The following is a 25,045-nucleotide window of genomic DNA, read 5'->3' as shown; positions in this document are numbered from 1 at the left end:
GCTCCCATCCCACATCCCTTGGACATGAGGCCGTCTGCGAGTTCCTCCGGCGTATAACGCCCGTCCTCGTTGGCGAGCACGCTTTCGGCAGCGAAGACGCCTGTCCTGACGGAAATGCGATGGCCGTTGCCCTTTTCTTGGTGGGCCTGGCCACCGAGCGAATTCTGATCTTCTGTAAAGGCAATGGCGGCCGCTGATCTTCAGGGAGCCAATGACTGCGGACGCTTGCAGAAACCGCGACACCAAACTGCTGCATCTCAAACTTGGCGCACAAGATTGCCACTGTCCAAGGGCTGTTGCTCCTCCAATTAACACTCACCAATTTGCGCCAGCGCAAAGAAACGCCGCGTCAGGTCAGTTACCTTCTGCTCATCCGCAACGGTAGAGATAGGAGATTGATATGATCACGCGACGCGAAGCCCTCTTCGGAGCAGCGATTGGCGCTGCCGCCGTGGCGGCACTGCCCGCACTGTCGGCAACAGTGACGAAAGCAGACATTCGAGGACTTCCCCGCGAGAAGATCAAGCTCGTGGCACCGCCTTTTGTGCATCCGCACGACCAGATCGCCCAAGGCGGTCCGAAGGTCGTCGAATTCACCATGACGATCGAGGAGAAGCCGATGGTCATCGACGCCGACGGGACGCAGCTCAATGCAATGACTTACAACGGCTCGATCCCAGGCCCGCTGATGGTCGTCCACCAGGACGATTATGTCGAACTGACGCTCATCAACCCGGACACCAACACGCTAGCCCACAACATCGATTTTCACGCAGCAACAGGCGCGCTGGGTGGCGGCGCCCTCACCTTGATCAATCCCGGCGAACAGGTGACGCTACGCTTCAAGGCGACGCGAACGGGAACGTTCGTCTATCACTGTGCCCCCGGCGGACCGATGATCCCGTGGCATGTCGTCTCCGGCATGAACGGCGCCATCATGGTGCTGCCGCGCGACGGGCTCAGGAACGACAAGGGCGAGCCGGTCAAATACGACAATATCTTCTATATCGGCGAGAGCGACTTCTATATTCCGCGCGATGAGAAGGGAAACTTCAAGAGTTACGAATCGGCCGGTGATGGGTATGACGATATCGTCAAGGTCATGCGCGGGCTGATCCCGACGCATGTGGTGTTCAACGGCAAGGTCGGTTCGCTGACCGGCGACAACGCCATGAAGGCGAAGGTTGGCGAGACCGTGCTGATCGTCCATTCGCAGGCCAACCGCGATACGCGGCCGCATCTGATCGGTGGTCACGGCGACTATGTCTGGGAACAGGGCAAATTCGCCAACCCGCCGGCCAAGGATCTGGAAACCTGGTTCATTCGTGGCGGCTCTGCCGGATCCGCGCTCTATACGTTCCTGCAGCCCGGCGTCTACGCCTACGTCAATCACAATCTGATCGAGGCCGTGGAACTCGGGGCGACCGCTCATTTCATGGTCGAGGGCGAGTGGAATGATGATTTGATGACGCAGGTCGAGGCGCCGAAACCCATCGCCACCAACTGACGGCACTCCAAATTGCCCGGACAGCGTCGCTGTCCGGGCACGGACAACAGCCATGTCTCGTTACATCCTGAAGATTCTCGCGGTCGCCATGGCGGCCACTTCTGTGCCGGTGGGTCTGTCGATAAAGGCGGCCAGTTGGGACCGGCAGCCTCACTCCGCCGCAGCCACGACGACCTTGCAATCCGGCTCCATAATCTATCCGGCACCTGGCGAGTTCATGAAGGACGGCCGCCCGCAAGGCAATCCCCGCCTCAAGCGCCAGCTCAACAAGCCGCTCGAAATCATGACCTATCAGGTCAGCGCTGACGACTATGCGGACTGTGTGTCGGCCGGAACCTGTCAGCCGGCACAGGAGACGCGCGCAATCCCGAGCAATGCTCCCGTGACCGGCGTCAGCTACCTCGATGCGAATGCCTACGCCAGGTGGTATTCGCAAGCGACCGGTGACGACTGGCGATTGCCGTCCGACGAGGAATGGGCGTTTGCCGCGGCGGAACGGTTCGCGGGTGAGTTCGAGGGTGTCGAAAACGACGCCAACAACCCCGCCAGACGTTGGCTCACCAGCTACAAGGCCGAGGTGGACCTCAATCGCAAACCGGATCCATTGCCCAGGAGCCGTGGCTCGTTTGGTTTCAATTCCCTCGGGCTCGCCGACTTTTCCGGCAACATCTGGGAGTGGACTTCGACCTGCTACGTCCGCACCACGCTGGCTGAGGATGGAAGCGGTGTTGCGAGTTCGGTCGACAATTGCGGCGTCCACGTCCTTGAAGGACTTCACAGAGCCTACATGTCGAACTTCGTCGGCGACGGAAAAAGCGGCGGCTGTGCCGTTGGCACGCCTCCCGACAATCTGGGTTTCAGGCTGGTCCGGGCCCACCGGGGGTGGGCGAACCGTTTCCGAGGCTACCTCGGCATTGCCTGACAAATCAGAAGCGGCTTGTCCATTCACGTTTGGGCGGTCGCGTGCTCTCCTGCCGCCTCACCGCGCCTTTGGCCTCATCAACGCAGTTCCATAGATCAGACTGAAGCCGGCAAATGCCGCCACCCATGCGGTGCCGGCCATGTCGATCGCCACGTCAAAGGGGACGAAAGCAGCCAGGATCCTCAATGATCCTGCGAGGAGGACGCTCACGAAGATGAACAAGGCGCCTTTCCCAGCTTTGAGCTCTTGCCCGGTATGCCCGAGCGTCGCGCGGGTCATCACGGCGAGCGTCATCGCGCCGACCGCACCAGTTCCGAGCGCATGGAGTCCTGCAGCGGCCGGGACGATGGCAGGATAGAAGATCGACGCCGAAACGAAGGCAAGACCGACAGGCACAAAGGCATATGCAAGATGGAGGATGAGCACCAGCGGATCCCCCAAGGTGCGGTCGCCGGCCCAGCGCGACAGACGCCACGCCTGGCAGACTGCCGCGACGGCCATGAGCGTTCCTGACGCGCCGTGGTCGGGAGCGAACGTCCACGCTCCAAGTGCCATGACTGAGATGACAAGCGATGCGATGTCGAAACGATCGAACGGCGCAGGCAGCCGCCCAGGATTTTCGCGGACGAGCCAGTTGCGGGTGAAACTTGGAATGATGCGCCCCCCGATCAGTGAAATGAGCATGATCGCGGCGGCCATGCCGAGCCTGCGACTGACATCGGATGTGCCGTGAAGGTGGGCCTCGATGTGGAACGCCCCGTTGGCGCCGGCCAGCACGGCAAGCGGCAGCAGCACGTTGAGATTGCGCCAGTTCCGTCCGGCGACGATTTCGCGTGCCGCCGCAGCACAGACCGCAAGCAGAAAAGAACCATCGATCAACGCGGCTGCTTGCCAGGCAATATCGGCTGAGAAGAAGACAGCGGCACGACCGGCGAGCCACAGGACAACCAGCGCCAGCAGCGGCAGGCCTTGCACCGGCAGCCGGCCGGTCCAGTTCGGGATGGCGGTCAGCAAGAACCCGGTAACGATCGCCGGCAGATAGCCGAACAACATTTCATGGATGTGCCAGTCGACCGGGACAAACGCACTGTGGGCATCGAGTTCGCCGGCATAGATCGGCAGCCAAAGCAGAACGGACAGCGCGGCATACAGCGACCCGAGTAAAAAGAAGGGCCTGAACCCATAGGAAAGGAGTGCAGGCCCGGCGTAGGCCCGCAGGCGTGGAATTCCCATGATTTGTGTCTCCAAAATGAACAGGGCCGGATGAACCGCCGCCCCTCGGTCCGTCCGGCCCGTGCCCGCCCTTTATGCGGCAGGCATGCCTGTATCGATTGCTGTCAGTTGGCAGGAACCTGGGTGAATAGGTCGGCGAACATCGTTTTTGCCTTCCCGGGATGCTTGACCGCCTTGGCGGTATCGAGATTGACCGGCTTGCCGACAACGATGAGTGCAACCATCCCCATGCCGTAGTGAGGCGCGCATTTGACGCCGTAGACACCCTCCTTTGTCAGCGTGACGGTGATTTCCTCATTGGTTTTTCCCTTGAAAGGCTCAGCGCCATCCGGGATCATACCCTTGATCGACTCCGCATCGTGGCCCTTGTCGGTTGGCACGAACTTGACGGTGTCGCCGGGTGCCGCCTGGACGAAGGCCGGCTGGAAGACCATGGCGCCTTTTTCGCCCTTGTTGAGCATTTGCACCACGTGCTCTTCCGCGCTTGCGCCGCCGGCGAGCGCGAGGATGGAGATTGCGGCGGCGAGGATGGAGAGTTTCATCGGTTTGTCCTTTGTTTCGTCTTCGCGGCAGTGCGCCGTTCCATGCCATTTAGCCTGATGCGGCACGGGACAATTTGCGCTGGCGCAAACTCGGGATAAGAAAGGTCTCCCGCATGACTGATGCGGAACCGTAGGGCTGTGAGGGATCCGCTTGGCTGCGCTGGACCGATCGCTGATATCGCGGCTGCCCCTCTTCCAAGGGATGGCGCCCGAAGAGCAAAGCGAGATTCTCAGAAGTGCCCGATCGTCACGCTATGCCAAAGACTCAACGATCTTCGAGCAGGAAGCCGAAGCCCATTCCTTCTTCGTGCTGATCGCCGGGCACATACGGGTGGTCCGCACAACGCCGGACGGACAGCAGGTCATCGCCAGATACATCAGCGAAGGCGAGATCTTTGGCGTCGCCGCGGCCCTCGGCCGGACGACCTACCCTGCCAGCGCAGTCGCGGCGGTGGACTGCGTGGTGCTGGCCTGGTCAAACGATCTGTGGCCTGATCTGTCGAGACGCTTTCCCCTGTTTGGGGCAGCCACCTACAGGACGGTTGGAAGCAGGCTGCAGGAGACGCAGACGCGGGTGGTGGAGATGTCCACGGAACAGGTGGAGCAGCGGGTTGCGCATGCGCTTCTGCGACTGGCTAACCAGACCGGCCGAAAGACCGACAGTGGCATTGAAATCGACTTCCCGATTTCGAGGCAGGACATTGCGGAGATGACGGGAACGACGCTGCACACCGTCAGCCGGCTGCTCAGCAAATGGGAAGAGAACGGAATAATTGTCAGCGGGCGCCAGAGGGTCACGGTCAAAGATGCGCATCGCCTTGTGGTTCTCGCGGAGAACCGGGAAAAGGACTGACAGTCATCGTTCTCCTCGAATGGCAAATTCGAGTTCGACCAGAAAGTCGCCCTCATCGACTTGATGTTCCCGGCATGCCTCGGTCACCGTATGGAAAGCGCCTATCGGGCAGCCGACGCAGAGCATCTTGTGTCTCAACACCACAGCGACCGTTGCCGGCCATTTCCTCATGATTTCGTCGACGACCATATCGGGGTCGATCGAACTGCGCTGTTTCATGATGACGTCTCCGCGATTTGCGAAGCTTCGTGATATCTCCCCTCCGCGCCGCCTTCGTTGCGCTTTCACAACTTCATAGAACTGGCGCCGAACCCTCTCGGGATTATTTTGCGGGAGAACGGGCGCCTCCGGCATACGCTGGGATCAAGGTCGCAGGACCGTCAGATGGCAGTCCCAACAACGGCACCAATACCTGCGGTCAGCGCCATTGCCAGCGCCCCCCAAAAGGTGACGCGAACAGTTGCCCTCAACACATTGGCGCCGCCAGCTTTGGCCCCAATGGCGCCCAGAACCGCCAGGAACAGGAGCGAGGCAACAGACACCGTTGCGGCAAGCCAGGCGGCCGGCGAAACAAGCACCATCGCCAATGGCATGGCCGCGCCAACCGAAAATGCAGCCGCAGAGGTCAGCGCGGCCTGGATCGGCCTGGCCGTCGTCACCTCCGAGATGCCAAGTTCGTCGCGAGCGTGGGCGCCGAGCACATCCTTCGCCATCAATTGGTCGGCGACCTGCAAGGCCAGCGTTGGCTCCACGCCACGTTGGACATAGATGTCCGCAAGTTCCTGTCGCTCGAAATCTGGCTGCGTCGCCAGTTCCCTTCTCTCCCGCGCAAGGTCGGCTTGTTCGGTATCGGACTGCGAGCTGACCGAGACATACTCGCCGGCCGCCATCGACATCGCACCGGCGACCAGTCCGGCGACGCCGGCCACCAGAACGTTGGAGGCCGCGGCATTGGCTGCCGCCACGCCAACGATCAGGCTGGCTGTCGAGACGATGCCGTCATTGGCGCCGAGAACGGCGGCGCGCAACCAGCCGACGCGCGATACGAGATGGTTTTCACTGTGCAGGCGGCTCATGGCATCACGGCGCACGCCGTCCAGCAGGCCGCAGCATCCTGACCAGCACATCCGATTTCACATAGAAATGTTGCCACAGCGCCGCCGCGGCATGGAGGCCGACGACAATGATGATCACCGGCTTGGCGAGTTCGTGAATCTCCCCCATCGCTCGAAAGCTGAAGTACCATGCCAGCGCCCCGGTAATCGGCATCCCGAAAATGAAAAGATAAAGCAGGAAATGCGCGGCCGCAGCAATCCGCTTCAGCAGGATGCTCTCTTCGGGAGGCGCCACCGGCACGCCATCCCGTAGACGGATTGCAAACCGCCAGATCGCCAGTACGAGAACGGCCAAACCGACATAGACATGAATGTTCGCGTTGAAGATGTCGCCAGCTGCCGGCTCGGTACCGCGCGAGAACGCCCGGTAAGCCGGCTTGATGTCCTCACCGATCACAAGCTGCAGGACGATCAGCGCCGCGATTGTCCAATGCAGAAATATCTGGGTTCCGGAGTATCCGGCCGGCTCGTTGGCAACAATCACAGGCAGCTACCTCGTTCAGAGAACCTTCCTACCTCGCTGCTTATGCGACGATCTTGATCTAGGACAAGTCAATTTGTCGTCCCTTGAGCTTTCGCGGCGCCCTCGCAGCTCAACCTCGGCTGACAGCCAGTTGTCAGCTTGGTCGTGGGATATTGCATCCGCAGCGCACCAGATGGGGTCGCCTCTGCAAGGTTCAGTGTGGAAACGAAATTCCGATGAAACAGATTGCCCTGTCACTTTTGGTGATCGCCGCCTCGGGCGCTTATGTCTGGGATCAGACCGGCAAGGGTCCGGCAAACGATATGCTCGGCGAGGCGCTGCCGGCCGACGCAGCCGAAGCGCCTTTCGTGCAGCCAAAAGAGCCCGCATCCGCTGCGGCTTTGCCGATGCTCCGCACCTCGCCGGCGCCCCTCGACCCCCGGTTCAGAACAAGGTTCCCGATTGCCCGGGAAACGACGGCTGGCATAGCCGTGCCCGCCGAACGGCCGAATGATCCAGTCAAGCAGACAGTGGTTCCAGTGGCACCACAACCGTCGCCAACGCTGCCGGCGCAGCCAGTGCCGCCGGCTGTCGCCGATCCTGCGTCATCAACGCCTTCATTCGCCGTAACACCCGCCATCTACATACCAGTCCCGCAGCCGAGGCCGGCATATCCGGATGCACCAGCACGTGTCGCCCGGGTGGGCATGAAGCTCGCCGCAAAGGGCTATGCCGATGGCGTCTACACCGGCCCCACGGCCGATGCCTACTACGGCATCATCCAGATTGAGGCCCTCGTACAGGGCGGGCAGCTTTCGGCGCTGAAAGTACTCAAATATCCATCCGATCGCCGCACCTCCATCAGCATCAACAGGCAGGCGCTGCCCATGCTGCGCGACGAAGCGATCCGCGCCCAAAGCGCCAATGTCGACATCATTTCAGGTGCGACGCTGACCAGCCGGGCCTTTATCCAGTCGCTGGGCGGCGCGCTGAAGAAAGCATCGTCCTAGTTCCATGCGTGAGACGCGTATTTTGATGGGAATGCCCATTACGGTCGACGTCGGCGGCGCGTCGGGCGGTGAGCTGATCGAGACGGTCTTCGGCTATTTCGAGCATATCGACCGGCGCTTCAGCACATACCGGGTCGACAGCGAGATCACGGCTATCAACCGCGGCGACGTTCCGGTCATCGACTGGAGCGGCGAGATGACGGAAGTGTTCGCTCTCGCCCAACAGACGAAAAACGAGACGGCCGGATACTTCGATATTCGCAAGCCCGACGGGTCGTTAGATCCTTCCGGCATCGTCAAGGGCTGGGCCATCCGCAATGCGGCAGGCATCGTTCAGCGAGCCGGCATCAGCGATTTCTTCATCGAAGCGGGAGGCGACGTCCAGTCATGCGGCAAGAATGCTTCGGGCCATGATTGGAGCGTCGGCATCCGCAATCCCTTCAACGCCCACGAGATCGTGAAGATCGTCTATCCCCGCGGTCGCGGAGTGGCGACCTCCGGAACCTATGTCCGCGGTCAACACATCTACAACCCGCATGGAATTGGCAGTCCGATCCAGGACATCGTCAGCCTGACCGTCATCGGCGCCGACGTGCTCGAAGCCGATCGTTTCGCCACTGCTGCCTTCGCCATGGGCCGGGACGGCATTCTCTTCATCGAGCAGACGCCAGGCCTCGAAGGGTATGTCGTCGACGCCAATGGCCGCGCCACGCCGACAACCGGATTCGGAGCCCTTTGCCTGCCATGATCAAAACCATCGACCGAGTTCTCGATCATCTGACCATGTACCGGCTGGTCCTCTACTATCTGATGGCGCTGGTCGGCGCAGCGCTCGTGCTCGGCTTCGCCAAACTCGTTCCGCATGATCCGATTGCGCTTGCCTACACGACGGCTTTGGCGCTGGCCGCCTGCTGGCTCACCAACAAGGTCTTTGCGCATGTCTTTGCGGTCCCGGCCAACAGCGAGTCCGTCTACATCACCGCGCTCATCCTTGCGCTTATTCTCGATCCGGTAGCCACCACGGACATCAAGGGGATCGCGGCGGTGGCATTCGCGTCCGTCTGGGCGATTTCGTCCAAGTTCATTCTCGCCATCGGCCGGAAGCACCTTTTCAATCCGGCTGCACTGGGCGTGGCGCTGTCAGCGCTTTTGCTCGACCAGCCAGCCACCTGGTGGGTTGGCGGCAACCTGCCGCTGCTTCCACTCGTGCTCTTCGGCGGCATCCTCATTGTCCGCAAACTGCGCCGGCTTGATCTTGTCTCGACCTTTGTTGTCGTGGCGCTGGCGACCATTCTGGCAACCACAGACCCATCTCAATACTGGACCGCGCTTGCTGAGACCCTGGGTTCGTCGCCTCTGCTGTTCTTTGCCTTTGTGATGCTGACCGAGCCGCTGACTGCGCCGACGATGCGCTGGCCGCGTATCGCCTTTGCCGCCATCGTCGGCTTTCTGTTTGCTCCCAACATCCATATCGGCTCGTTCTATTTCACGCCGGAACTGGCGCTGCTGGCCGGCAACCTGTTCGCCTATGCGGCAGGACCCAAGGGCCGCTTCGTGCTGACGCTCGAGCGCATCGAGCAATCGGCCGTCGACAGCTTTGACTTCGTCTTCCGGTCGCCGCGCAAGGTCGCCTTTGAGGCCGGCCAATATCTTGAATGGACGCTTGGCCTCGATCGTGCCGACAATCGCGGCAACCGCCGTTATTTCACGGTGGCCTCAGCGCCGACGGAGGAAACGGTCCGCCTCGGCGTCAAATTCTATCCGCAATCAAGCGCCTTCAAGCGCGAATTGATGACCATGAAGCCAGGCAGCACGATCCACGCCGCGCAACTGGCCGGCAACTTTACGCTTCCCCCCCGGCGTGAAACCAAGATCGCTTTCCTGGCAGGAGGCATCGGGATCACGCCATTCCGCTCGATGCTGCAATATCTGCTCGACCGCAAGGAGCGGCGACCGATCGTCATCCTCTACGGAACAGAGGGGCAGCAGGACATCGCTTATCGCGACGTGCTTGGCGCGGTCAGGCAGGAACTTGGTATCAAGACGGTCCACGCTGTGGCGCGCGGGGGCGAGCGCGGGCAGTATCCCGGCTACATCGACGAGCGCCTGATACGTCTGGCCATACCCGACTACCTTGATAGGATTTTCTACATTTCCGGGCCGCAGGCCATGGTCAAGGCGCTGCGTCAGAAACTGCTGGCCATGGGCGTTCGCCGTTCGAAGATAAAGGTCGACTACTTCCCGGGTTTTGCCTGAAGCGCGCTCAACTGTGTCGCGGCAAGGAAATGGTCACCACCAGACCCGGATCGGCATTGGCCATGGCAAGGCGTCCGCCATAGGCTTCAACGATGTCGGAAACGATGGCCAGGCCAAGGCCGCTGCTGCCGCCCTTGCGGTCGAGCTGGACGCCTCGCGACAAGGCGGATTCGCGATCCGCATCCGGTATCCCGGGTCCGTCATCGGTGACAGCGATGATCACCTCGCCAGCGGCCGAGGATGCATCGACACTGACTGACAATTTTGCGTAGCGCGCGGCGTTCTCGACCAGATTGCCCAGAATTTCCGACAGGTCGCCTTCGTCGATTGGCGCCGTCAGACCCTCCGGGACGCCCATCTTGAATGAAAGCTGCTTGCCGCTTGGCGTGCGCTTGACGACTGCAATGACGCCAGTCGCGACCTCCGATACTCGGCAGGATGCCTCGCCGGAAACGCCGGGCGCGAGGCGGGCGCGCGCGAGCTCCCGCTCGACATGGCGCCGGATCGCTCCTGCGCTCTTCTCGATCTCGTCGGCCAGATCCGTCTCGCCTTTCTTGCGCAAGGCACGGATGTCGGCCGACAGGACTTGCAGCGGCGTCTTGAGGCCGTGCGCCAGATCGGTGGCGCGCGAGCGGGCTCGCGCAAGGGCCTTCTCCTGGGCATCGAGAAGACGATTGATTTCGTTCGCGAGCGGCTGCACCTCGCTTGGTGCCACCACATCAAGCCGTGCCGCTCGCTGCCCGATCACGCTTCCTACGGCGACCCGCAAGGTCTCCAGCGGCGCAAGGCCGATGGTGATCTGGACGAAAAACGCGGCCATGAGAACTGCCGCAAGCATCAGGAGAGCCGGGGCAAGATCGCGAACATATTCGCTTACAGACACCTCAACGGTTCGATGATCTTCCGCCACGATTGCGCGAAAGGAATGGCCCCCGGCATCGATGATCGTGCGCTCGACCGCAATACTGAGTTCTCCACCAGGGCCCTTGAACTCCTCGACAGCTCGCAGCTCACCAGTTGCGCTCCGCGCAGGCAGGACCAGCTTGGCGTCCCACAAAGATCGTGAGCGCTCGAGGCCGCCGGTGGCGATGTCTTCGACCTGCCAGTAGTAACCGGACAGCGGATTGGCGAAACGCGGGTCGGTGAGCACCGGGGCCACCATAAGGTGACCGTCGCTTGTGAAGGTCGTTGCGCCGATCAGCTCATTGAGGTCGACCGTCAGCTCGCCCACAACGCGCCGCTCGACGTGAAGTTCGAAGAGATAGCGCAAGCCGGCGCCGGCGATGCCGAGTGCGACGAGAATCGAGATGGTTGCCGCCAACCACAGCCGGAAGCGGATCGAGTTGCCCATCAGGCGGCATCATCGGGCATCAGATACCCGAACCCTCGTCGTGTCTCGATGACATCGCTGCCGAGCTTGCGCCGCAGGCGCGCGACGATTACTTCGATCGTGTTCGGATCGCGGTCGTTGCCTGAATCGTAAAGATGCTCGGCAAGTTCGGTCGGTGCCACCACCCGGCCGGCGTGGTGCATCAGAAACGCCAGGAGCCGGTATTCGAGCGGCGAAAGCGCAACGGGAATGCCGCGCAGCGAAATCCGCATCTGGCGTGTGTCCAAGAGCAGTGGCCCGGACTTCAACACGGGTGCCGCCTGCCCTGCCGAGCGGCGCAGGATGGCGCGCAACCGGGCGAGCAGTTCTTCCATTTCAAAAGGCTTGGGAAGATAGTCGTCAGCACCGGAGTTGATACCATCCACGCGTTCCGTCCACATCCCCCTTGCGGTCAGGATGAGAACCGGAAACCTGCGCCCATTGGCTCGCCAACGTTTCAAGACCGTAAGACCGTCGAGCTTGGGCAATCCGAGATCCAGAATCGCCGCGTCATAATTCTCGACATCGCCTGCGAACCAGGCAGCTTCACCATCCTTTACGATATCGACCGCCATTCCGGATGCCTTGAGGGCGGTCGCGATATCGGCAGCGATACGGGGCTCGTCTTCGGCGAGGAGTATCTTCATCAGTCACCCTCGCCATCGCGCATGATGACGCCGGCACCGGCGTCGACGTCTACGGTCCTTCGCCGGCCATCGGCACCGACGACTTGGAAACGGTAGACCCATCTGTCGGCCTTGCGGATGAGATCGACCGCAACAACATCGCCGGGAGCTTTGGCGCGGACAACGTCCAGTATATTGGCAAGGCCCTTGATTTCGCCGCGTTCGTACAAATCCCGCGCCCGGTCATGATCGCCGTCATCGTCCTCATCGGCGCGGGCAGCGAGAGGCATTGCCAGGACAAGTCCAGCGAGACCAAGCACCGCCAAACGCTTCAACTGGCTTTTCATCGGCAAGGCATGTCGCACGTTCAAGCTTTCAATTTGCTGTCAATCATCCTCAGCCATCAGCAAGCGAAGGGTCCATATCAAGGCACTATCGCGTCCAATCGTGGCCGCGCCGAGAAGGATACCAGACCATGCGCAATTCCATGCTTGTCCTTGCAGCACTTGCAGGCCTCACAACCTTCGCCCTCCCCGCGGCTGCTGAATCGGACGAAGGATCATGCGGAGCGCCATCGTCCGTTGTCCCGTCCGGCCCGATCGACCTGCAGGCCATCCCGATGCAGGACGCCACCACTTCGAAAGCCATCAAGGGTGATGACGATGCGTGTGACGACCGGCAGGGCGATGAGGCCGACGAAAACGACTAGATCTCTCGCTCGCAGTGCGCGGCCCGTCACAGCACATAACGCTCACAAATGTTGTCGGCCACGGCTCGCTGCAAGGCTGGCCATTGTCCTAAGTCCCTACCAATTTCTGGAGAGTTTTCGTGGTTCCCATTCAGCACATCCACCCCAGTCTTGTTCATTTTCCTATTGTTCTGATCTACACCCTTGCAGCTATCGACCTTGTGGCGCTGGCAGGCGGCAGCGCCGTCACCAGGAAATCGGGCGTCGGCACGATCTCAACCTTTGTGGCCCTGGCTGCCGGAGTGTTCGCCATTGGGACCTGGTTCTTCGGCGGTCTCGCCCTGGATCACGCCGAAGCGGCCGGCTTCAGCAGCGATATCGCGGAAATCCACGAAAGCCTGGGGGGCATTACCGCCTTTGCCTTCCTGATTTGGGGACTTGTGCGGCTCGCACTTTGGGTACGGAATCGCGAGTTTCGTGCTGTAACGATGGCCATCCCTTTGATCGAAATTTGCGGAGCGATTCTGGTCACTGCGACAGCCTATTATGGTGGACTGCTTGTCTACGAACTTGGCGTGAATGTCGCCAAGACCGCTATCGCTGGTTGACCGGCAGGCGCCCATTCGTGACCCCAACTCTGGACCATATGCCTCGATGGAAAAATGATTCAGATCAAGGTGCTTCGAGCATGTGAAGCCTAAGAAGCCGGAGGTTTGGAAAAACTCCGGAGAGCCAACATGCAAGCCGCAGCCATAATGAGCAAGCCAGTCGTCGGCATAGACCCGTCCGCATCGATCGCTGAAGCGGCCGGGACCATGCTCGTCAAAAGGATTAGCGGCTTGCCCGTCATTCGCGGCGACGGCACCCTGGTGGGGATCGTCAGCGAGGGCGATTTCCTACGTCGCGGGGAACTGGGCACGCAGCGCAAGCGCTCGCGCTGGCTGGAGTTTCTGGTCAGCCCCGGAAAGGCCGCCGATGAATATGTCCACGCAAATGGGCGACGGGTCGAGGAGGTGATGTCGCAAGATGTCGTCACGACATCCCCTACCGCATCGCTTGACGAGGTCGTCGAGTTCATGACGCGTCACCATGTCAAACGCATCCCTGTCGTCGACGCTGGAAAAGTCGTCGGCATCATCACCCGCTCCGATCTTCTGCGGGCATTGATCGGCGTGCTTCCGGATGCAGCCTCTGCAGCCATCAAAGACGAACAGATCCGGCAGAACATCATTGCCGAGCTTGCGGCTCAGAAATGGGCCGGCAAGGACTTGATCAACGTGACGGTGAACAATGGCGTGGTGAAACTGAGCGGGGCCATCTTCGACGAGCGCGAGCGGCAGGCAGCCATTGTCGCGGCCGAAAACGTCGCCGGCGTCAAAGCTGTCGAGGACGATCTCTTCTGCGCCGATCCCGTATCCGTCATCCTTGTTTCGTAGCGAAGGCCCGACCACCAACGGGTTGGTGTCGCGAGCCGCCGTGCCAGCGGGGCTTAACAGTGCATTGGAGGATGGCCTACCAGCGAAACAGGTTCACGCTTACGCTTCGCTGCGCTCAGATCGCGACTAGAAGTATCAATGGCCGAAGGAGCAACAGGGCGAATGCAACAAGCGCCGCGCCGGCAACTCTCTCTACCATTCTTTTGCCTCCGCTGAAGCGCCGACCTAGCAACAGCCACAACGATCCTGTGGCAGCTGTCATCATCAACAGCGCAACCCAGAAGATCCCCAGCGCGCGCGGTTCGGTGTTTAGCGGCACGATAGCCAGGCAATAAATAAAGGCCTTTGGATTGAGAGCACTGGTCGCCGCAACCGAAATGGCGTCGCCGCTTTTGGAAGAGTTGATCCGGGCGCTCGCTGTCAGACGCAGGCCCAGAATTATGAGCCATCCGGCTGCCACCAGCCTAAGTATTTGAATGGCCTCGGGCGGCATCAAGGGACGTAGCGAAAACCAGCACGCGCATGCGATCCCGTATCCGCAAGCCTGAGCGGCCAAAAGCTTGACCGAGTTCTCTAGCTTGACCGCCCCCGCCATCAAAAGAGCGTTGGTAGGCCCTGGCGCGACAAAGAGCAGAAATGCCTCCAGAAAAAATAAATTGTCCAAGCTGCCTGGTCCCGTGGAATGCAAACTTATCAACCGCAAAAATCTGGTCTGTGTTGACTCTCATCAGAACACGGACGGCACGACCTCGTCGAGGCTGACAGCTCGATGTCCTAGCGTTGCCCGGCCGCATGCTGCAGTCGAGCGATAAGGTCGCTGTTGCGGCAATAGTCTGGCGGCTCGCTGGCATGCTCGTGTTCATCGAGCCAGGTCATGCATTCGTCCTGATGGCCGCAGGCACGGCAGCGGTTCACCGCCCGATTGGTGACTGCCGCATGGTCTGCCACGACCTTCAGTTGTCTGTCGACGCCGAGCTTCTGCATCATTCGATCCATTAGAGCCGTTCTGGCATCGACCGAAATCAGGTAATCGAGAAAGGTCATGTTGATCACTCCTGCCTACTGGCCAATCTTGCCGCTGTTGGCGACGGGTGGCGTTGATCTCGATCAACAGGCGGCATCCTTGCCAACCCCTGAGCCCTGGAAAGGAAGCATGGCGCGCTAAACAGAAGTGACGAGCCGGTCGATAAAGGGCCGCTGACCGGCAAGCAGTTTTGCCCGGGCCAGGTCTCGATCCAGCCATGCACAGCGATCCACCTCGGGAAATGACTGCATGCGGCCGCTGCGTCGTGGCCATTCCATCTCAAACATGTTGCTGCGCAACGTCGCGGTATCGAAATCGCCTTCCAACGCGAAAGCAGTAATGAGTTTGCTCTTTCGCTGGCGCAGCTCACCCAGATTGACCAGGGGCCCGTTGGGCTCCCAACCTGTCTCTTCCTTGAATTCGCGCCGCGCCGCGGCTTCTGGCAGCTCGCTTTCGTCGAACTCGCCCTTGGCGATGGACCAAGCGCCAAGGTCGCGGCTTTGCCAGAAGGGGCCGCCCGGATGGACAAGCAGCACCTGCAGCCCATTGCTCGATCTGCGATAGGGCAGAATGCCCGCGCTTCTTTTCATCACCGCTTCAAGCCTCCCCACACGGCCTATGATCTCGGGTAGGCCGCATGAGGCTTGGGCCCTTTGTCGAGCAGCTGCCCCGCCCTCTTCCCGTGCGACTGGCGGCTCTCTTGTCCGAAGAACCAGCGCTTGGTCGCCTCCGAGGCCAGGAGATAGAGCGCGGTGATTGCAACAAGCCCGGCAAGCACGGGCAGCGGCAAAGGCACGAAGCCGAACCAGTCGGCAAACGGCAGATAGGGGATCATGATCGCGGCGACCCCTACACCCAACGTAAGCCAGGCCAGCAACGAGCTCGGACGGCTCGTCCAAAAAGCTCTGTGCGTGCGCACAATGAGCACGATGGCAAGCTCTGTCAGCAACGACTCGACAAACCAGGCAGTCTGGAATGCGGCCTCCGTGACATGGGCGAAGAACAGCAGGAACGCGAACGTGGCGAAATCGAACAGCGAGCTGACCAGGCCAAAGCTGATCATGAACCGCCGCACAAAACGGATGTCCCAGTGACGAGGCCGACGCAGTTGGTCGGCATCGACGTTGTCGCTCGCGATGGCGAGCGAAGGAACATCCGAAAGGAAATTGTTGAGCAGGATCTGCTTTGCCAGAAGCGGCAGGAAAGGCAGGAACAGCGAGGCGACAGCCATGCTGATCATGTTGCCGAAATTGGCGCTGGTGGTGATCGAAATGTACTTCATCGTGTTGGCAAATGTCTTGCGGCCGTCGTCGACGCCGCGCACGAGCACGCCCAAATCTTGCTTGAGCAGGATGATATCGGCCGCTTCGCGCGCGACATCGACAGCGGTGTCGACCGAGATGCCTATGTCTGCCTCATGAAGGGCGGGCGCATCATTGATGCCGTCGCCAAGGTAACCAACGACATGGCCCCTGCTCCGCAAGGCCTGGACGATGCGCTCCTTCTGGTTGGGATCGATCTCGACGAAGAGATCGGTGTGCTGCACGCCCGCAAAGAGCGCGCTCTTGGTCAATTTCGAAAGCTCCTCACCAGTCATGATCCTGTCGGCGCGCAAGCCGATCGCTTGTGCAAGATGCGCGGCAACGTAACGGTTGTCGCCTGAAATGACCTTTACCGCGATGCCGCGGTGGGCGAGCTCGGCAAGCGTCTCCCTGACGCCTTGCTTTGGCGGATCGAGGAAAAGCAGGAAGCCCACGAAGGCGAGATCGATTTCGTCTTTCCTGCTGAACGTTTTCCGGCTCTCAAGCCGACGGATTGCCAGGCCCAGAACGCGGTAGCCGTCCGCGCTCCAGCGCCGGAATTTCTCGTCGATCGCCGCACGCTGCTTCTCATCGAGGGGTTCGAGCCCATTCGTCGTGGTGACGAAGCCGCACGTTTCGAGGACATTCAGTACGGCACCTTTGGTGATCAGAAGATCTTCGGCATCCTTGGTCCGCACAACAACGGATAGGCGCTTGCGGATGAAATCATAAGGAATCTCGTCGACCTTGGTGAAAGCGGCTAACGATGCGCCCTCGCCCGGCGCACCGGCGATGGCTTCGTCCAGCGGGTTCTTCAGTCCGGTCTGCAGGGTTGCGTTGAGACGTGCCCAAAGCAGGATGTTGGTTGACGGATTGCCGTCGACATCAAGCCATCCGTCAAGGTGGATCACGCCTTCCGTCAGCGTGCCGGTCTTGTCGGTGCAAAGCACGTCCATGCTGCCCAGATTCTCGATGGCGTCGAGACGGCGCACGATGACGCCATTGGCAGCCATCGCCCGAGCCCCTCTAGCCAGCGTCACACTGATAATGGCCGGAAGGAGTTCCGGCGTAAGACCAACCGCCAGCGCCAGCGAAAACAGCAGCGATTCAATCAGTGGGCGATGCAGCATCAGGTTGGCGAAGAACACCAGGATGACAATCGCCAGCATGATCTCGGTCATCAGATAGCCGAACAGTCTTATGCCCCGGGCAAACCCTGTTTCGGGGATTTGCCGCTCCAGGGCCGCAGCGATCGATGCGAATTCAGTGCTGGCGCCGGTCGCTGCCGCAAGCACGGTTGCAGTGCCGCTGCGAACCGAAGTGCCCGTGAAAACGGCATTGCTGCGCTGTGCGACGGAAGCCTCTGGCGCCGACCGCCCCGGTGCCTTCACGACGGGAAAGGTTTCGCCGGTCAGCACGGCCTCGCTGACGTTGAAATCGCGCGCGTCCAGAATGATGCCGTCCGCGGGAATGAGGTTTCCGGCGGAAAGGCGGATCAAGTCGCCCGGCACGATATCTTCGGCAGCAACCGAGCACTCGACGCCATCACGCAACACTATAGCCTTGCGCGAAATACGCTGTTTCAGTGCCTCGGTCGCCCGCGACGCACCATATTCCTGGGTGAAGCTCAAGACGCAGCTCGCCAGAACGATCGCGCCGATGATTGCAGCCTCCTGGCCCTCTCCGACGAAAGCCGACACGCTGGCTGCGAAAATGAGGATCAGGACCAGCGGGCTCCGGAACTGGCGGGCAAACACGATCAGGGCCGACGCGCTCGACTTCGACGCCGGTGTGTTTCGACCGAATCTTGCGAGCCTCGATGCGGCCTCGGCAGCCCCAAGCCCCGAGGCAGACGTCTTCAGGCGTCGCAGGAGGTCATTGGCCTCGATCGACCAATAGGCACTACCGTCCGGCGAGACGGATTTCTGGTCAGCTTCGCTTATCATCAATACGACATGAAGCGGCTGATGCCGCTCTCTTCGATGAGCGTGCGGGTGACGCCGCCGAACGCCCATTCCCGCAAGCGGCTATGGCCATAGGCGCCCGAGACGATCAGGTCCGCATGGATCGAGCGCGCGTAGGTCAGCAACCGGTCGCCGTCAGCCTCGCCGGCGATCAGTTCGGTTCGCGCCCTAATGCCGTGGCGGTCGAGAAAGACGGCGACATCGTCGAGGCTGTCACGGCTGGTTTCGTCGCGGTTGCTGTCTATCGTGGCCACAACAACTTCGTTGGCCTTTGCCAGAAAAGGCAACGCATCTGCTAGCGCACGCCGAGCCTCCCTGGTGTCCTTCCAGGCAACCAGCACGGTTTTTGCGCGAATATGCTCGATATTGCCAGCAGTGACCAGGACCGGCCGCCCGGCACCGAGTGCGAGGCTGCCGGCATCCACGGCGCGAAAGACGTTGTCTCCATCCACGCCGCCGGTGACGATGAGGTCGGCGGCCCTGGCCGAAACGCTGAGGAACCGGGTCGGACTGCAGACGGCTTGTCCCCATTCGCTTGTGATCGAAGCGGGTACCAGCGTCTCGAACACGTCACGCAATTCGGCAAGCCGCTTCTCGATTTCCGTTCGCTGGATCTGCATGACCTCGCCTTCGTAGACCATGCCATCGCCTGTCGCGACCAGAGGCGGGACATCAGCTGCCGCCAGGCCGATCAGATGCGCTCCAAATCGTTCGGCAAGTTCGATCCCCACCTGCACAATGGGTGCGGGCGTCGCATCGATGGCGAGGTTGACGATGATTGACTTGTAGGACATTGCGGGTGCCTTTCGCTGGAGCGGTGCTATGCGTGATGGATCGCACGCGCCGGCGCCTGATGCCTTGACGCGCGTCAAAGACCGCCAATTGCGCCCGCCAACTGAATCTCTTGCGGAAACGTCGTCTCGATCTGTTTTGCCTGTGCGACGAGAAGTGATAGTAGCGCGGGTAGCACCGTCTCGAACCCAGGAATTTCAGGTGATCAAAGACGAAGAGCTCAGTCTGTCGCCCGGCGGGATGACATTGAAATCACTTTTGTCACGAATGTTCGATCAGGCTCCGGGCTTTATAGCGCTCATGCGCGAGCCAGGTCATGTTTTCGAACTGACCAATGCCGCCTACCAGCGGTTGATCGGCGACAGGCAAGTGATTGGAAAGTCCGTGCGGGACGCCTTTCCCGAACTCGAAGGACATGAGTTTTTCGAACATCTGGACCACGTGTACACGACCGGCGAGCCCTATATCGGCCACGGGGTGAAGGTTGGTCTTCGCAACAAAGTCGACGGGCCAGTCGAAGAGCGCATCCTTGATTTTGTCTATCAGCCGATCAAGGCCGACGATGGCCGTATCACCGCGATCTTCATTGAAGGCACGGATGTCAGCGAACTCTCCTTTGCAAACGCAGCACTTCGGCTGCGTGAGGACCATTTGCGATCGATCCTGGCAACAGTGCCTGATGCAATGGTCGTCATCGACGAGCAGGGCGGGATTCAATCCTTCAGCACTGCCGCCGAGACTCTGTTCGGCTACCAATCAGGTGAAGTCATTGGTCAAAACGTGAAAATGCTGATGCCTGCGCCATATCGTGATGAGCATGATGCCTATCTGCTTCGCTACCTGACGACGGGCGAGCGCCGGATCATCGGGCTCGGCCGCACCGTTACCGGGGCACGCAAGGATGGCACGACTTTCCCGATGGAGCTTTCCGTCGGCGAGATGCATCCGGGAACCGGACGCTTCTTTACCGGCTTTTGCCGCGACCTCACCGAACGGCACCGGGCAGAAGCAAGAATCCAGGAGCAGCAGCAGGAGCTCCTCCATATGGCGCGTTTTACCGCACTCGGCGAAATGGCCTCGACGCTCGCCCATGAGATCAACCAGCCGCTCACCGCCATCACGAACTACCTCAAGGGCAGTCGTCGGCTGCTCGAGAAAAGCACGGAAGAGAACGCGCCCATGTTGCGGGATGCCGTGGACAAGGCAGCTGAGCAGGCCCTGCGGGCAGGAGACGTCATCCGTCATCTGAGGGATTTCGTGGCAAGGGGCGAAAGCGAGCGTCAGGTCGAACGACTGCCAGCGCTGATCGAGGAAGCCTCTTCACTGGCCCTTGTCGGCGCGAGGGAGATAAATGTCCTTGTCAGCTACACGCTTGACCCTGCCGCCGAACTGGTCTTGACCGATCGTATCCAGATTCAGCAGGTTCTGCTCAACCTGATGCGCAACGCGGTGGAGGCCATGCAGGACGTGCCCCGCCGCGAATTGAAAGTCACAACCGTTGCCCGCGGTGATGGGATGGCCGAGGTGAGCGTGATCGATACCGGCCCGGGTCTCGCACCAGAGGTCTCGGCCCAGTTGTTTCAGCCATTTGTCACCACCAAGAAGCAAGGCATGGGTGTTGGCCTTTCCATTTGCCGCACCATCGTCGAATCGCACGGCGGTCACATATGGGCCGAAGCAATGCCGGCCGGTGGAACCGCTTTCCGGTTCACCTTGCGCATCGTAGAGAAAGAAGAGGTCACAAATGCCCAACAGTGATCTGGTGCACGTGGTCGATGACGACGTCGACGTTCGTAAGTCGCTCGGTTTTCTTCTGGCCACAGCAGACTTCGCTGTGCGCCTGCACGAATCGGCCACAGCTTTTCTATCGACGGCGACGGACAATCTCGACGGCTGCATCGTCACCGACGTACGCATGCCGGGCATAGACGGCATCGAGTTCCTGCGCCAGCTCAGAGCGGGTGGGCATACAATTCCAGTTATTGTCATGACGGGCCATGCCGATGTGGCGCTCGCCGTTCAGGCGATGAAGGAAGGCGCCTCCGATTTCATCGAAAAGCCATTCGACGACGAATTGCTGATCGACGCGATCCGCTCCGCTCTCGCCAACCGCAACCAGGTCAATGCAGCGCATCCGCAGTCGGCGGATATCCGCGGGCGTCTGTCGACCTTGTCGGAACGCGAGCGGCAGGTACTGGACGGGCTTGTCTCGGGTCTGCCGAACAAGACGATCGCCTATGACCTTGGAATCAGCCCGCGTACAGTCGAGATTCATCGTGCCAATGTCATGAGCAAGATGGGCGCAGGCAGCCTGTCACATCTTGTGCGCATGGCGTTGATCGTGGAAACCAGACCCTAGGGAGAGCCTTCGAGAGGGTTGCCAATTCTGGCCTGAACCTTCTCCTCCTCCCAATCGCGCCAGTGCGTCGGCCGGATGTCAACACGGGCGCCGGTGGTGGCGTTCTTCCAGCCTTCTCGACTCCTTACGCACGGAAATACGAGCGCATGCGTCCCCTCTTCGTCGAAGACGGCGAGTTCGAGGTCGCGACCATAGGGTGCGCTTAGGATTGAGTTCCACATCGTCTTAGCTTTGACGGAAACAGCGCGGCGCGCTTTGACCTGGATCATTTTCAAGAATTGCTGAACCCTTGTCCGCAAGACGGCACTTGCCTTTGATCGTGATCAAGGACGCACCCGGTGCGCAGCCTATCATTCCAGTTCAAAGGAGAATTGCGATGCAATACATCAAGGTCGACGAAGCGCTATGGGCGTCCAGCATGCTGCCCGAGGGCATCCTGGAGCGTTGGTTCATTGCCAGCGGCGACACAATCAAGGCCGGCGAGCGAATAGCCGAAGTTCGCGTCGAAGACGCGCTTCACGAGATTGTCGCGCCGGCAGGTGGCCGCGCGACGATTGTCGCCGCAGCAAATGCCGTCATCGAACCCGGCTCGATCCTGGCAACGCTGGAGTTCCAATCCGCGTGAGGCATTCGACCCCTCACCGCGACGATTGCGCTCATCAACAACAACTCAAGGACGTATAGACATGCAGACCCAACATGCCGTCGCCTGGCTGGACCATCGCGAAGCCAAGGTGTTTTTCTTCAACCGTGAGACAGCCGAACGCGTAAGGCTTGCCACCACACTGACGCATCATCAGACCCATAACAAGGCAGGCACCGTCGACGGCAAGCGTGCGCCGGAAGACGATGCCTTCTACCACGATGTCGTGAAAGCCCTGCAGCCGGCGAAGGAATGGCTGATCGTGGGACCAGGATCGGCAAAGGATGAACTGGCCAAGCATATCCGCGATTACCACCCTCACCTGAAGGATCGCATTGTCGGCGTCGAACCGGCGGATCATCCCACGGAGGCCCAGATCGTGGCGCATGCGCGGACGTTCTTCCGTGCCGCTGACCGGATGTTGCCCTAGCTCAGTCAGGAGTTGCTTCGTTGGCATCCGCAATCGGCAGCGATGTCGATTGCATGTTACAGAGCGGCTTGCATGAACTCCGATCGCGCAGCGAGCTGCCAGGCTCGGTCGGCTGCTGCGGCAGTGACCTCGATCACGGTTGCTGCAAGCTGCTGATGTAGGCGATGATTGCCTCGATCTGGTCAGGGCTCGCAACCCACTCGGGCATGTCCGGGTGGCCGGTCGAAATGCCCTCGGCGAGGGCTTCCTCGAGATCCGTGATCGGATAGCGCTTCGACAAGGTGCGAAACGCCGGCGCGTCGGGATGGGTGCTTTTATCGGTTTTTCCAATGGCGTGGCAGCGGGCGCAATTGAACTCGACCAATGCCTGACCGCGTTCCGTCAGGCTGTTGGCCTGTGCAGGCACGGATCCAAGCAGCACCGCCGCAAGTGCGCAAACCCATCGACACCGGCGACGCCCATTGCCCATATAGCTGCTCATGGTTGCAGGCCTCCGCCTTTCGATCTACGCAACCGTCTTCGCCGCTGCGTCCTCGATTGCGGTTCTGGCTTCCTTGCGCACGCGCCTGGCCGTTTCCGATGCGAGCTTGGAGGTCAGGCCCACGACCTTGCCGGCTTCGGTTGTGTATTCCAATGTCGCGTTCTGCAGGAAAGTGGAGAAGATGTCGAAGGCGTCATTGAACTCAGCGCCGTCGATCAGGTCACCGGCCAGCTTTACATCCTGCTCGTAGCGATGTTTCAGAAACCCCAGCGTTTCGATGTGATAGCGCATCATCACCTTGAAAGCATGTGCCTGAAGAGACGCCGCAGCGAGGACGACCTTCTGGCCATTCTCCACCATCGGCAATAGTTGCATGCCGAATTGCGACGGTTGGGGATGGGTCTGCATGATCGATACTCCATTGTGAATGGTACAAACAAAAGTGTTCGCCATACGACGCTAACGCTATTCGTCGCCAGGTCGTTGATCCGGATCAATCGGGCGCACCGATATCGTTCCCGCGTTTGACACGCATCAAGGTCGTTGCCCGTTCTTCGTGGCCAGCTCGCCTCAACGCAAAAGAGGCTGCAGCGATGGCTTTCAAAACGATCATGGTTCATTTGGACGTGGACGCCATCGCCGCGCCATGCATCTCCATGGCTTGGGATCTTGCTCAACGGCATGATGCCAATTTGATCGGCTTCTGTGCAGCCGAGCCGCATTTTGTCATGCCAACCGGCACCAACGACCAGGCCGTCACGAAGGCGATGTGGGCTCAAGTGGAGCAGATTGAAGGTCGCCTCGACAGCTTGAGAGAGGAATTTCTAAGTATCGTCGACGGCAGCAGTCGTGCCTCGTGGCGTGGCGAAATTGGCAATCCGAACGGGCAGCTTGCGCTCAACGCGCGTGCCGCCGACTTGATCCTCACTGGCTCGCCGGCGACCGATCTGGTGGTCGACCATCACCGCACCCTGGACACGGGGAGTCTCATCCTTGCAGCCGGCCGCCCAATGCTTGTGGCGTCACAAACCTATGCCTCGATCGACGCCGAAAGGATCCTGATAGCATGGAGCGACACGCGGGAAGCGCGCCGCGCTGTCGTCGACGCCATGCCCTTCCTGATCACGGCCAGGGATGTCGTGATCGCCATAGTGGACCATGGAAGCCCCGCGCCTCACGACAATGTGGCGGACGTCGAGATGTTCCTGGCGCGCCACGGCGTGAAAGCGCGATCGGAAGTTCTGGACGCGCGCCACTGCGAACCGGCGGACCGGCTCCTCCAGATTGGTCGGGAGATTACGGCCGATCTGATCGTTATGGGTGGCTACGGTCACAGCCGCGTCCGGGAAATGGCCCTTGGCGGCGTGACGCGTTCTGTACTGCGCAGCGGATCATTGCACCGCTTCATCTCGAACTGAGCAAGAAGACATCTCAGGCTCCGTGATGTTGACATGAATCAAGGTCGGCCTTTCCCGCAAACAGTTAAGGCTAGCCCCTGCCAAGTTGAGTGTGGCTGATGAGGTGCGGGCGCAAGACATCGCAGGCAAACGCGGGCGTGAAGAGCAACTGTCATGCAGGCAGTAAGACTTGGCAAGGGGCCGCCGCACCGGCCTTACGTCAATAGATGAAAATCCAAGCAGCATGGGCGGCGCGGCGGCACCAGCGATTGCTAAACAGGCAAAGGAATTTCGGACATGAACTATCAGCGGTTCTTCGAGGAAGCGATCGACCAGCTCCATGCCGAGCGGCGCTACCGCGTCTTCGCCGACCTCGAGCGCATCGTCGGCAAGTTTCCGCGCGCCATCTGGCGTTCCAACGGCCGCGCCGAGGAAATCACCGTCTGGTGTTCCAACGACTATCTCGGCATGGGCCAGCATCCCGATGTCATCGCCGCGTTGCAGAACGCGGCGGGCAAGATGGGCTCGGGCGCCGGCGGCACCCGCAACATTTCCGGCACCAGCAACCCGCTGGTCGAGCTCGAAGTGGAACTTGCCGACCTGCACGACAAGGAAGCGGCCCTGGTCTTCACCT

31 protein-coding genes are annotated in these 25,045 nt (G+C 60.6%); 15 read left to right on the top strand and 16 right to left on the bottom strand.

Annotated features, from left to right (window positions below; all coding sequences use genetic code 11):
* Positions 1-400: 400 nt before the first annotated feature.
* Together nirK and AC1D1L_RS21210 are read left to right on the top strand one after the other, a co-directional pair.
* Positions 401-1,507: a copper-containing nitrite reductase gene (nirK, locus tag AC1D1L_RS21215; protein WP_477343409.1), complete on the top strand. Its 1,107-nt coding sequence runs from the start codon at positions 401-403 to the stop codon at positions 1,505-1,507.
* Positions 1,508-1,559: 52 nt separating this feature from the next.
* Positions 1,560-2,429: an SUMF1/EgtB/PvdO family nonheme iron enzyme gene (locus AC1D1L_RS21210; RefSeq protein ID WP_477343408.1), complete on the top strand. Its 870-nt coding sequence runs from the start codon at positions 1,560-1,562 to the stop codon at positions 2,427-2,429.
* Positions 2,430-2,486: 57 nt separating this feature from the next.
* Here the strand turns inward: AC1D1L_RS21210 and AC1D1L_RS21205 are convergent, their stop codons facing one another.
* Complete coding sequence (locus AC1D1L_RS21205) at positions 2,487-3,662, bottom strand: NnrS family protein (protein WP_477343407.1); 1,176 nt, start codon at positions 3,660-3,662, stop codon at positions 2,487-2,489.
* Positions 3,663-3,766: 104 nt separating this feature from the next.
* Positions 3,767-4,204 carry a pseudoazurin gene (locus AC1D1L_RS21200; protein WP_477343406.1) on the bottom strand — a complete coding sequence of 146 codons (438 nt, stop codon included), beginning with the start codon at positions 4,202-4,204 and terminating at the stop codon, positions 3,767-3,769.
* Between the two features lie 151 nt (positions 4,205-4,355).
* On the opposite strand from AC1D1L_RS21200, the gene AC1D1L_RS21195 reads away from it, so the two are divergent.
* Positions 4,356-5,057, top strand: coding sequence for a Crp/Fnr family transcriptional regulator (locus AC1D1L_RS21195; RefSeq protein WP_436261586.1), 702 nt, complete (start codon positions 4,356-4,358; stop codon positions 5,055-5,057).
* Between the two features lie 3 nt (positions 5,058-5,060).
* Here the strand turns inward: AC1D1L_RS21195 and AC1D1L_RS21190 are convergent, their stop codons facing one another.
* The 3 genes from AC1D1L_RS21190 to AC1D1L_RS21180 all read right to left on the bottom strand — a co-directional run bounded on the left by AC1D1L_RS21190 (position 5,061) and on the right by AC1D1L_RS21180 (position 6,656).
* Positions 5,061-5,276 (bottom strand): DUF1858 domain-containing protein, encoded by a 216-nt coding sequence (locus AC1D1L_RS21190; protein ID WP_112562164.1) that lies wholly within the window; start codon positions 5,274-5,276, stop codon positions 5,061-5,063.
* A gap of 161 nt (positions 5,277-5,437) precedes the next feature.
* Complete coding sequence (locus tag AC1D1L_RS21185; protein WP_436261587.1) at positions 5,438-6,133, bottom strand: VIT1/CCC1 transporter family protein; 696 nt, start codon at positions 6,131-6,133, stop codon at positions 5,438-5,440.
* A gap of 4 nt (positions 6,134-6,137) precedes the next feature.
* On the bottom strand, positions 6,138-6,656 hold the full coding sequence (locus AC1D1L_RS21180; RefSeq protein ID WP_477343404.1) for a cytochrome b: 519 nt from the start codon (positions 6,654-6,656) through the stop codon (positions 6,138-6,140).
* Positions 6,657-6,871: 215 nt separating this feature from the next.
* Here AC1D1L_RS21180 and AC1D1L_RS21175 point away from each other — a divergent pair, with 215 nt between their 5' ends.
* Genes AC1D1L_RS21175 through AC1D1L_RS21165 form a run of 3 tightly spaced genes read left to right on the top strand, consistent with a single transcriptional unit; the run spans position 6,872 to position 9,901 of the window.
* Positions 6,872-7,645, top strand: coding sequence for an FMN-binding protein (locus AC1D1L_RS21175; RefSeq protein WP_477343403.1), 774 nt, complete (start codon positions 6,872-6,874; stop codon positions 7,643-7,645).
* A gap of 25 nt (positions 7,646-7,670) precedes the next feature.
* Complete coding sequence (locus AC1D1L_RS21170) at positions 7,671-8,393, top strand: FAD:protein FMN transferase (protein ID WP_477343402.1); 723 nt, start codon at positions 7,671-7,673, stop codon at positions 8,391-8,393.
* Entirely contained in the window at positions 8,390-9,901 is a 1,512-nt protein-coding gene (locus AC1D1L_RS21165; RefSeq protein ID WP_477343401.1) for an RnfABCDGE type electron transport complex subunit D, read from the top strand. The genes AC1D1L_RS21170 and AC1D1L_RS21165 overlap by 4 nt, the downstream gene beginning before the upstream one ends.
* 7 nt (positions 9,902-9,908) lie before the next feature.
* Here the strand turns inward: AC1D1L_RS21165 and AC1D1L_RS21160 are convergent, their stop codons facing one another.
* From AC1D1L_RS21160 to AC1D1L_RS21150, 3 genes are read right to left on the bottom strand one after another with little or no spacing between them, the layout of a single operon-like run.
* On the bottom strand, positions 9,909-11,252 hold the full coding sequence (locus AC1D1L_RS21160; RefSeq protein WP_477343400.1) for a sensor histidine kinase: 1,344 nt from the start codon (positions 11,250-11,252) through the stop codon (positions 9,909-9,911).
* A complete protein-coding gene (locus AC1D1L_RS21155) occupies positions 11,252-11,917 on the bottom strand; it encodes a response regulator transcription factor (RefSeq protein WP_477343399.1) in 666 nt (221 codons plus the stop codon). The genes AC1D1L_RS21160 and AC1D1L_RS21155 overlap by 1 nt, the downstream gene beginning before the upstream one ends.
* The gene (locus AC1D1L_RS21150) at positions 11,917-12,261 is read right to left on the bottom strand and encodes a PepSY domain-containing protein (RefSeq protein WP_477343575.1); all 345 of its coding nucleotides are present in this window, start codon (positions 12,259-12,261) and stop codon (positions 11,917-11,919) included. The genes AC1D1L_RS21155 and AC1D1L_RS21150 overlap by 1 nt, the downstream gene beginning before the upstream one ends.
* 110 nt (positions 12,262-12,371) lie before the next feature.
* Here AC1D1L_RS21150 and AC1D1L_RS21145 point away from each other — a divergent pair, with 110 nt between their 5' ends.
* The 3 genes from AC1D1L_RS21145 (at position 12,372) to AC1D1L_RS21135 (ending at position 14,020) form a co-directional block, all read left to right on the top strand.
* Positions 12,372-12,605: a hypothetical protein gene (locus AC1D1L_RS21145; RefSeq protein ID WP_436261594.1), complete on the top strand. Its 234-nt coding sequence runs from the start codon at positions 12,372-12,374 to the stop codon at positions 12,603-12,605.
* 119 nt (positions 12,606-12,724) lie between these two features.
* Entirely contained in the window at positions 12,725-13,192 is a 468-nt protein-coding gene (locus AC1D1L_RS21140) for a DUF2231 domain-containing protein (protein ID WP_436261595.1), read from the top strand.
* A 129-nt stretch (positions 13,193-13,321) separates the two neighbouring features.
* On the top strand, positions 13,322-14,020 hold the full coding sequence (locus AC1D1L_RS21135) for a CBS domain-containing protein (RefSeq protein WP_477343398.1): 699 nt from the start codon (positions 13,322-13,324) through the stop codon (positions 14,018-14,020).
* A gap of 115 nt (positions 14,021-14,135) precedes the next feature.
* Here the strand turns inward: AC1D1L_RS21135 and AC1D1L_RS21130 are convergent, their stop codons facing one another.
* The 5 genes from AC1D1L_RS21130 to AC1D1L_RS21110 all read right to left on the bottom strand — a co-directional run bounded on the left by AC1D1L_RS21130 (position 14,136) and on the right by AC1D1L_RS21110 (position 19,103).
* Positions 14,136-14,684, bottom strand: a complete 549-nt coding sequence (locus AC1D1L_RS21130; RefSeq protein WP_477343397.1) for a hypothetical protein — start codon at positions 14,682-14,684, stop codon at positions 14,136-14,138.
* Positions 14,685-14,794: 110 nt separating this feature from the next.
* Positions 14,795-15,064 carry a DUF6455 family protein gene (locus AC1D1L_RS21125; protein ID WP_112562303.1) on the bottom strand — a complete coding sequence of 90 codons (270 nt, stop codon included), beginning with the start codon at positions 15,062-15,064 and terminating at the stop codon, positions 14,795-14,797.
* A 117-nt stretch (positions 15,065-15,181) separates the two neighbouring features.
* On the bottom strand, positions 15,182-15,637 hold the full coding sequence (locus AC1D1L_RS21120; protein WP_477343396.1) for an NUDIX hydrolase: 456 nt from the start codon (positions 15,635-15,637) through the stop codon (positions 15,182-15,184).
* A 23-nt stretch (positions 15,638-15,660) separates the two neighbouring features.
* Positions 15,661-18,291 carry a magnesium-translocating P-type ATPase gene (mgtA, locus tag AC1D1L_RS21115; RefSeq protein ID WP_477343395.1) on the bottom strand — a complete coding sequence of 877 codons (2,631 nt, stop codon included), beginning with the start codon at positions 18,289-18,291 and terminating at the stop codon, positions 15,661-15,663.
* A complete protein-coding gene (locus AC1D1L_RS21110) occupies positions 18,291-19,103 on the bottom strand; it encodes a universal stress protein (protein WP_477343394.1) in 813 nt (270 codons plus the stop codon). Before AC1D1L_RS21110 ends, mgtA begins: the two co-directional genes overlap by 1 nt.
* Positions 19,104-19,341: 238 nt before the next feature.
* Between AC1D1L_RS21110 and AC1D1L_RS21105 the strand changes: the two genes are divergently transcribed.
* Together AC1D1L_RS21105 and fixJ are read left to right on the top strand one after the other, a co-directional pair.
* A complete protein-coding gene (locus AC1D1L_RS21105; protein ID WP_477343573.1) occupies positions 19,342-20,859 on the top strand; it encodes a PAS domain S-box protein in 1,518 nt (505 codons plus the stop codon).
* Positions 20,846-21,460 carry a response regulator FixJ gene (fixJ, locus tag AC1D1L_RS21100; RefSeq protein ID WP_477343393.1) on the top strand — a complete coding sequence of 205 codons (615 nt, stop codon included), beginning with the start codon at positions 20,846-20,848 and terminating at the stop codon, positions 21,458-21,460. The genes AC1D1L_RS21105 and fixJ overlap by 14 nt, the downstream gene beginning before the upstream one ends.
* Here fixJ and AC1D1L_RS21095 read toward each other — a convergent pair.
* Positions 21,457-21,729 (bottom strand): hypothetical protein, encoded by a 273-nt coding sequence (locus AC1D1L_RS21095; protein WP_477343392.1) that lies wholly within the window; start codon positions 21,727-21,729, stop codon positions 21,457-21,459. The genes fixJ and AC1D1L_RS21095 overlap by 4 nt on opposite strands.
* A gap of 50 nt (positions 21,730-21,779) precedes the next feature.
* On the opposite strand from AC1D1L_RS21095, the gene AC1D1L_RS21090 reads away from it, so the two are divergent.
* Positions 21,780-22,085 carry a lipoyl domain-containing protein gene (locus AC1D1L_RS21090; RefSeq protein WP_477343571.1) on the top strand — a complete coding sequence of 102 codons (306 nt, stop codon included), beginning with the start codon at positions 21,780-21,782 and terminating at the stop codon, positions 22,083-22,085.
* A gap of 61 nt (positions 22,086-22,146) precedes the next feature.
* Positions 22,147-22,533, top strand: coding sequence for a translational machinery protein (locus tag AC1D1L_RS21085; protein WP_477343391.1), 387 nt, complete (start codon positions 22,147-22,149; stop codon positions 22,531-22,533).
* Positions 22,534-22,666: 133 nt separating this feature from the next.
* On the opposite strand, the gene AC1D1L_RS21080 is transcribed toward AC1D1L_RS21085, so the two are convergent.
* Positions 22,667-23,014, bottom strand: a complete 348-nt coding sequence (locus AC1D1L_RS21080; RefSeq protein WP_477343390.1) for a c-type cytochrome — start codon at positions 23,012-23,014, stop codon at positions 22,667-22,669.
* Between the two features lie 24 nt (positions 23,015-23,038).
* Positions 23,039-23,422: a phasin family protein gene (locus tag AC1D1L_RS21075; RefSeq protein ID WP_477343389.1), complete on the bottom strand. Its 384-nt coding sequence runs from the start codon at positions 23,420-23,422 to the stop codon at positions 23,039-23,041.
* Between the two features lie 185 nt (positions 23,423-23,607).
* Here AC1D1L_RS21075 and AC1D1L_RS21070 point away from each other — a divergent pair, with 185 nt between their 5' ends.
* Positions 23,608-24,432 (top strand): universal stress protein, encoded by an 825-nt coding sequence (locus tag AC1D1L_RS21070; protein WP_477343388.1) that lies wholly within the window; start codon positions 23,608-23,610, stop codon positions 24,430-24,432.
* 276 nt (positions 24,433-24,708) lie between these two features.
* Positions 24,709-25,045, top strand: a 337-nt coding sequence (locus tag AC1D1L_RS21065; protein WP_477343387.1) for an aminotransferase class I/II-fold pyridoxal phosphate-dependent enzyme, incomplete at its 3' end; no start/stop codon positions are given.

This window comes from Mesorhizobium sp. P2_D6 (genome assembly GCF_056404315.1).
This window is presented reverse-complemented; position numbering and strand designations above follow the sequence as displayed.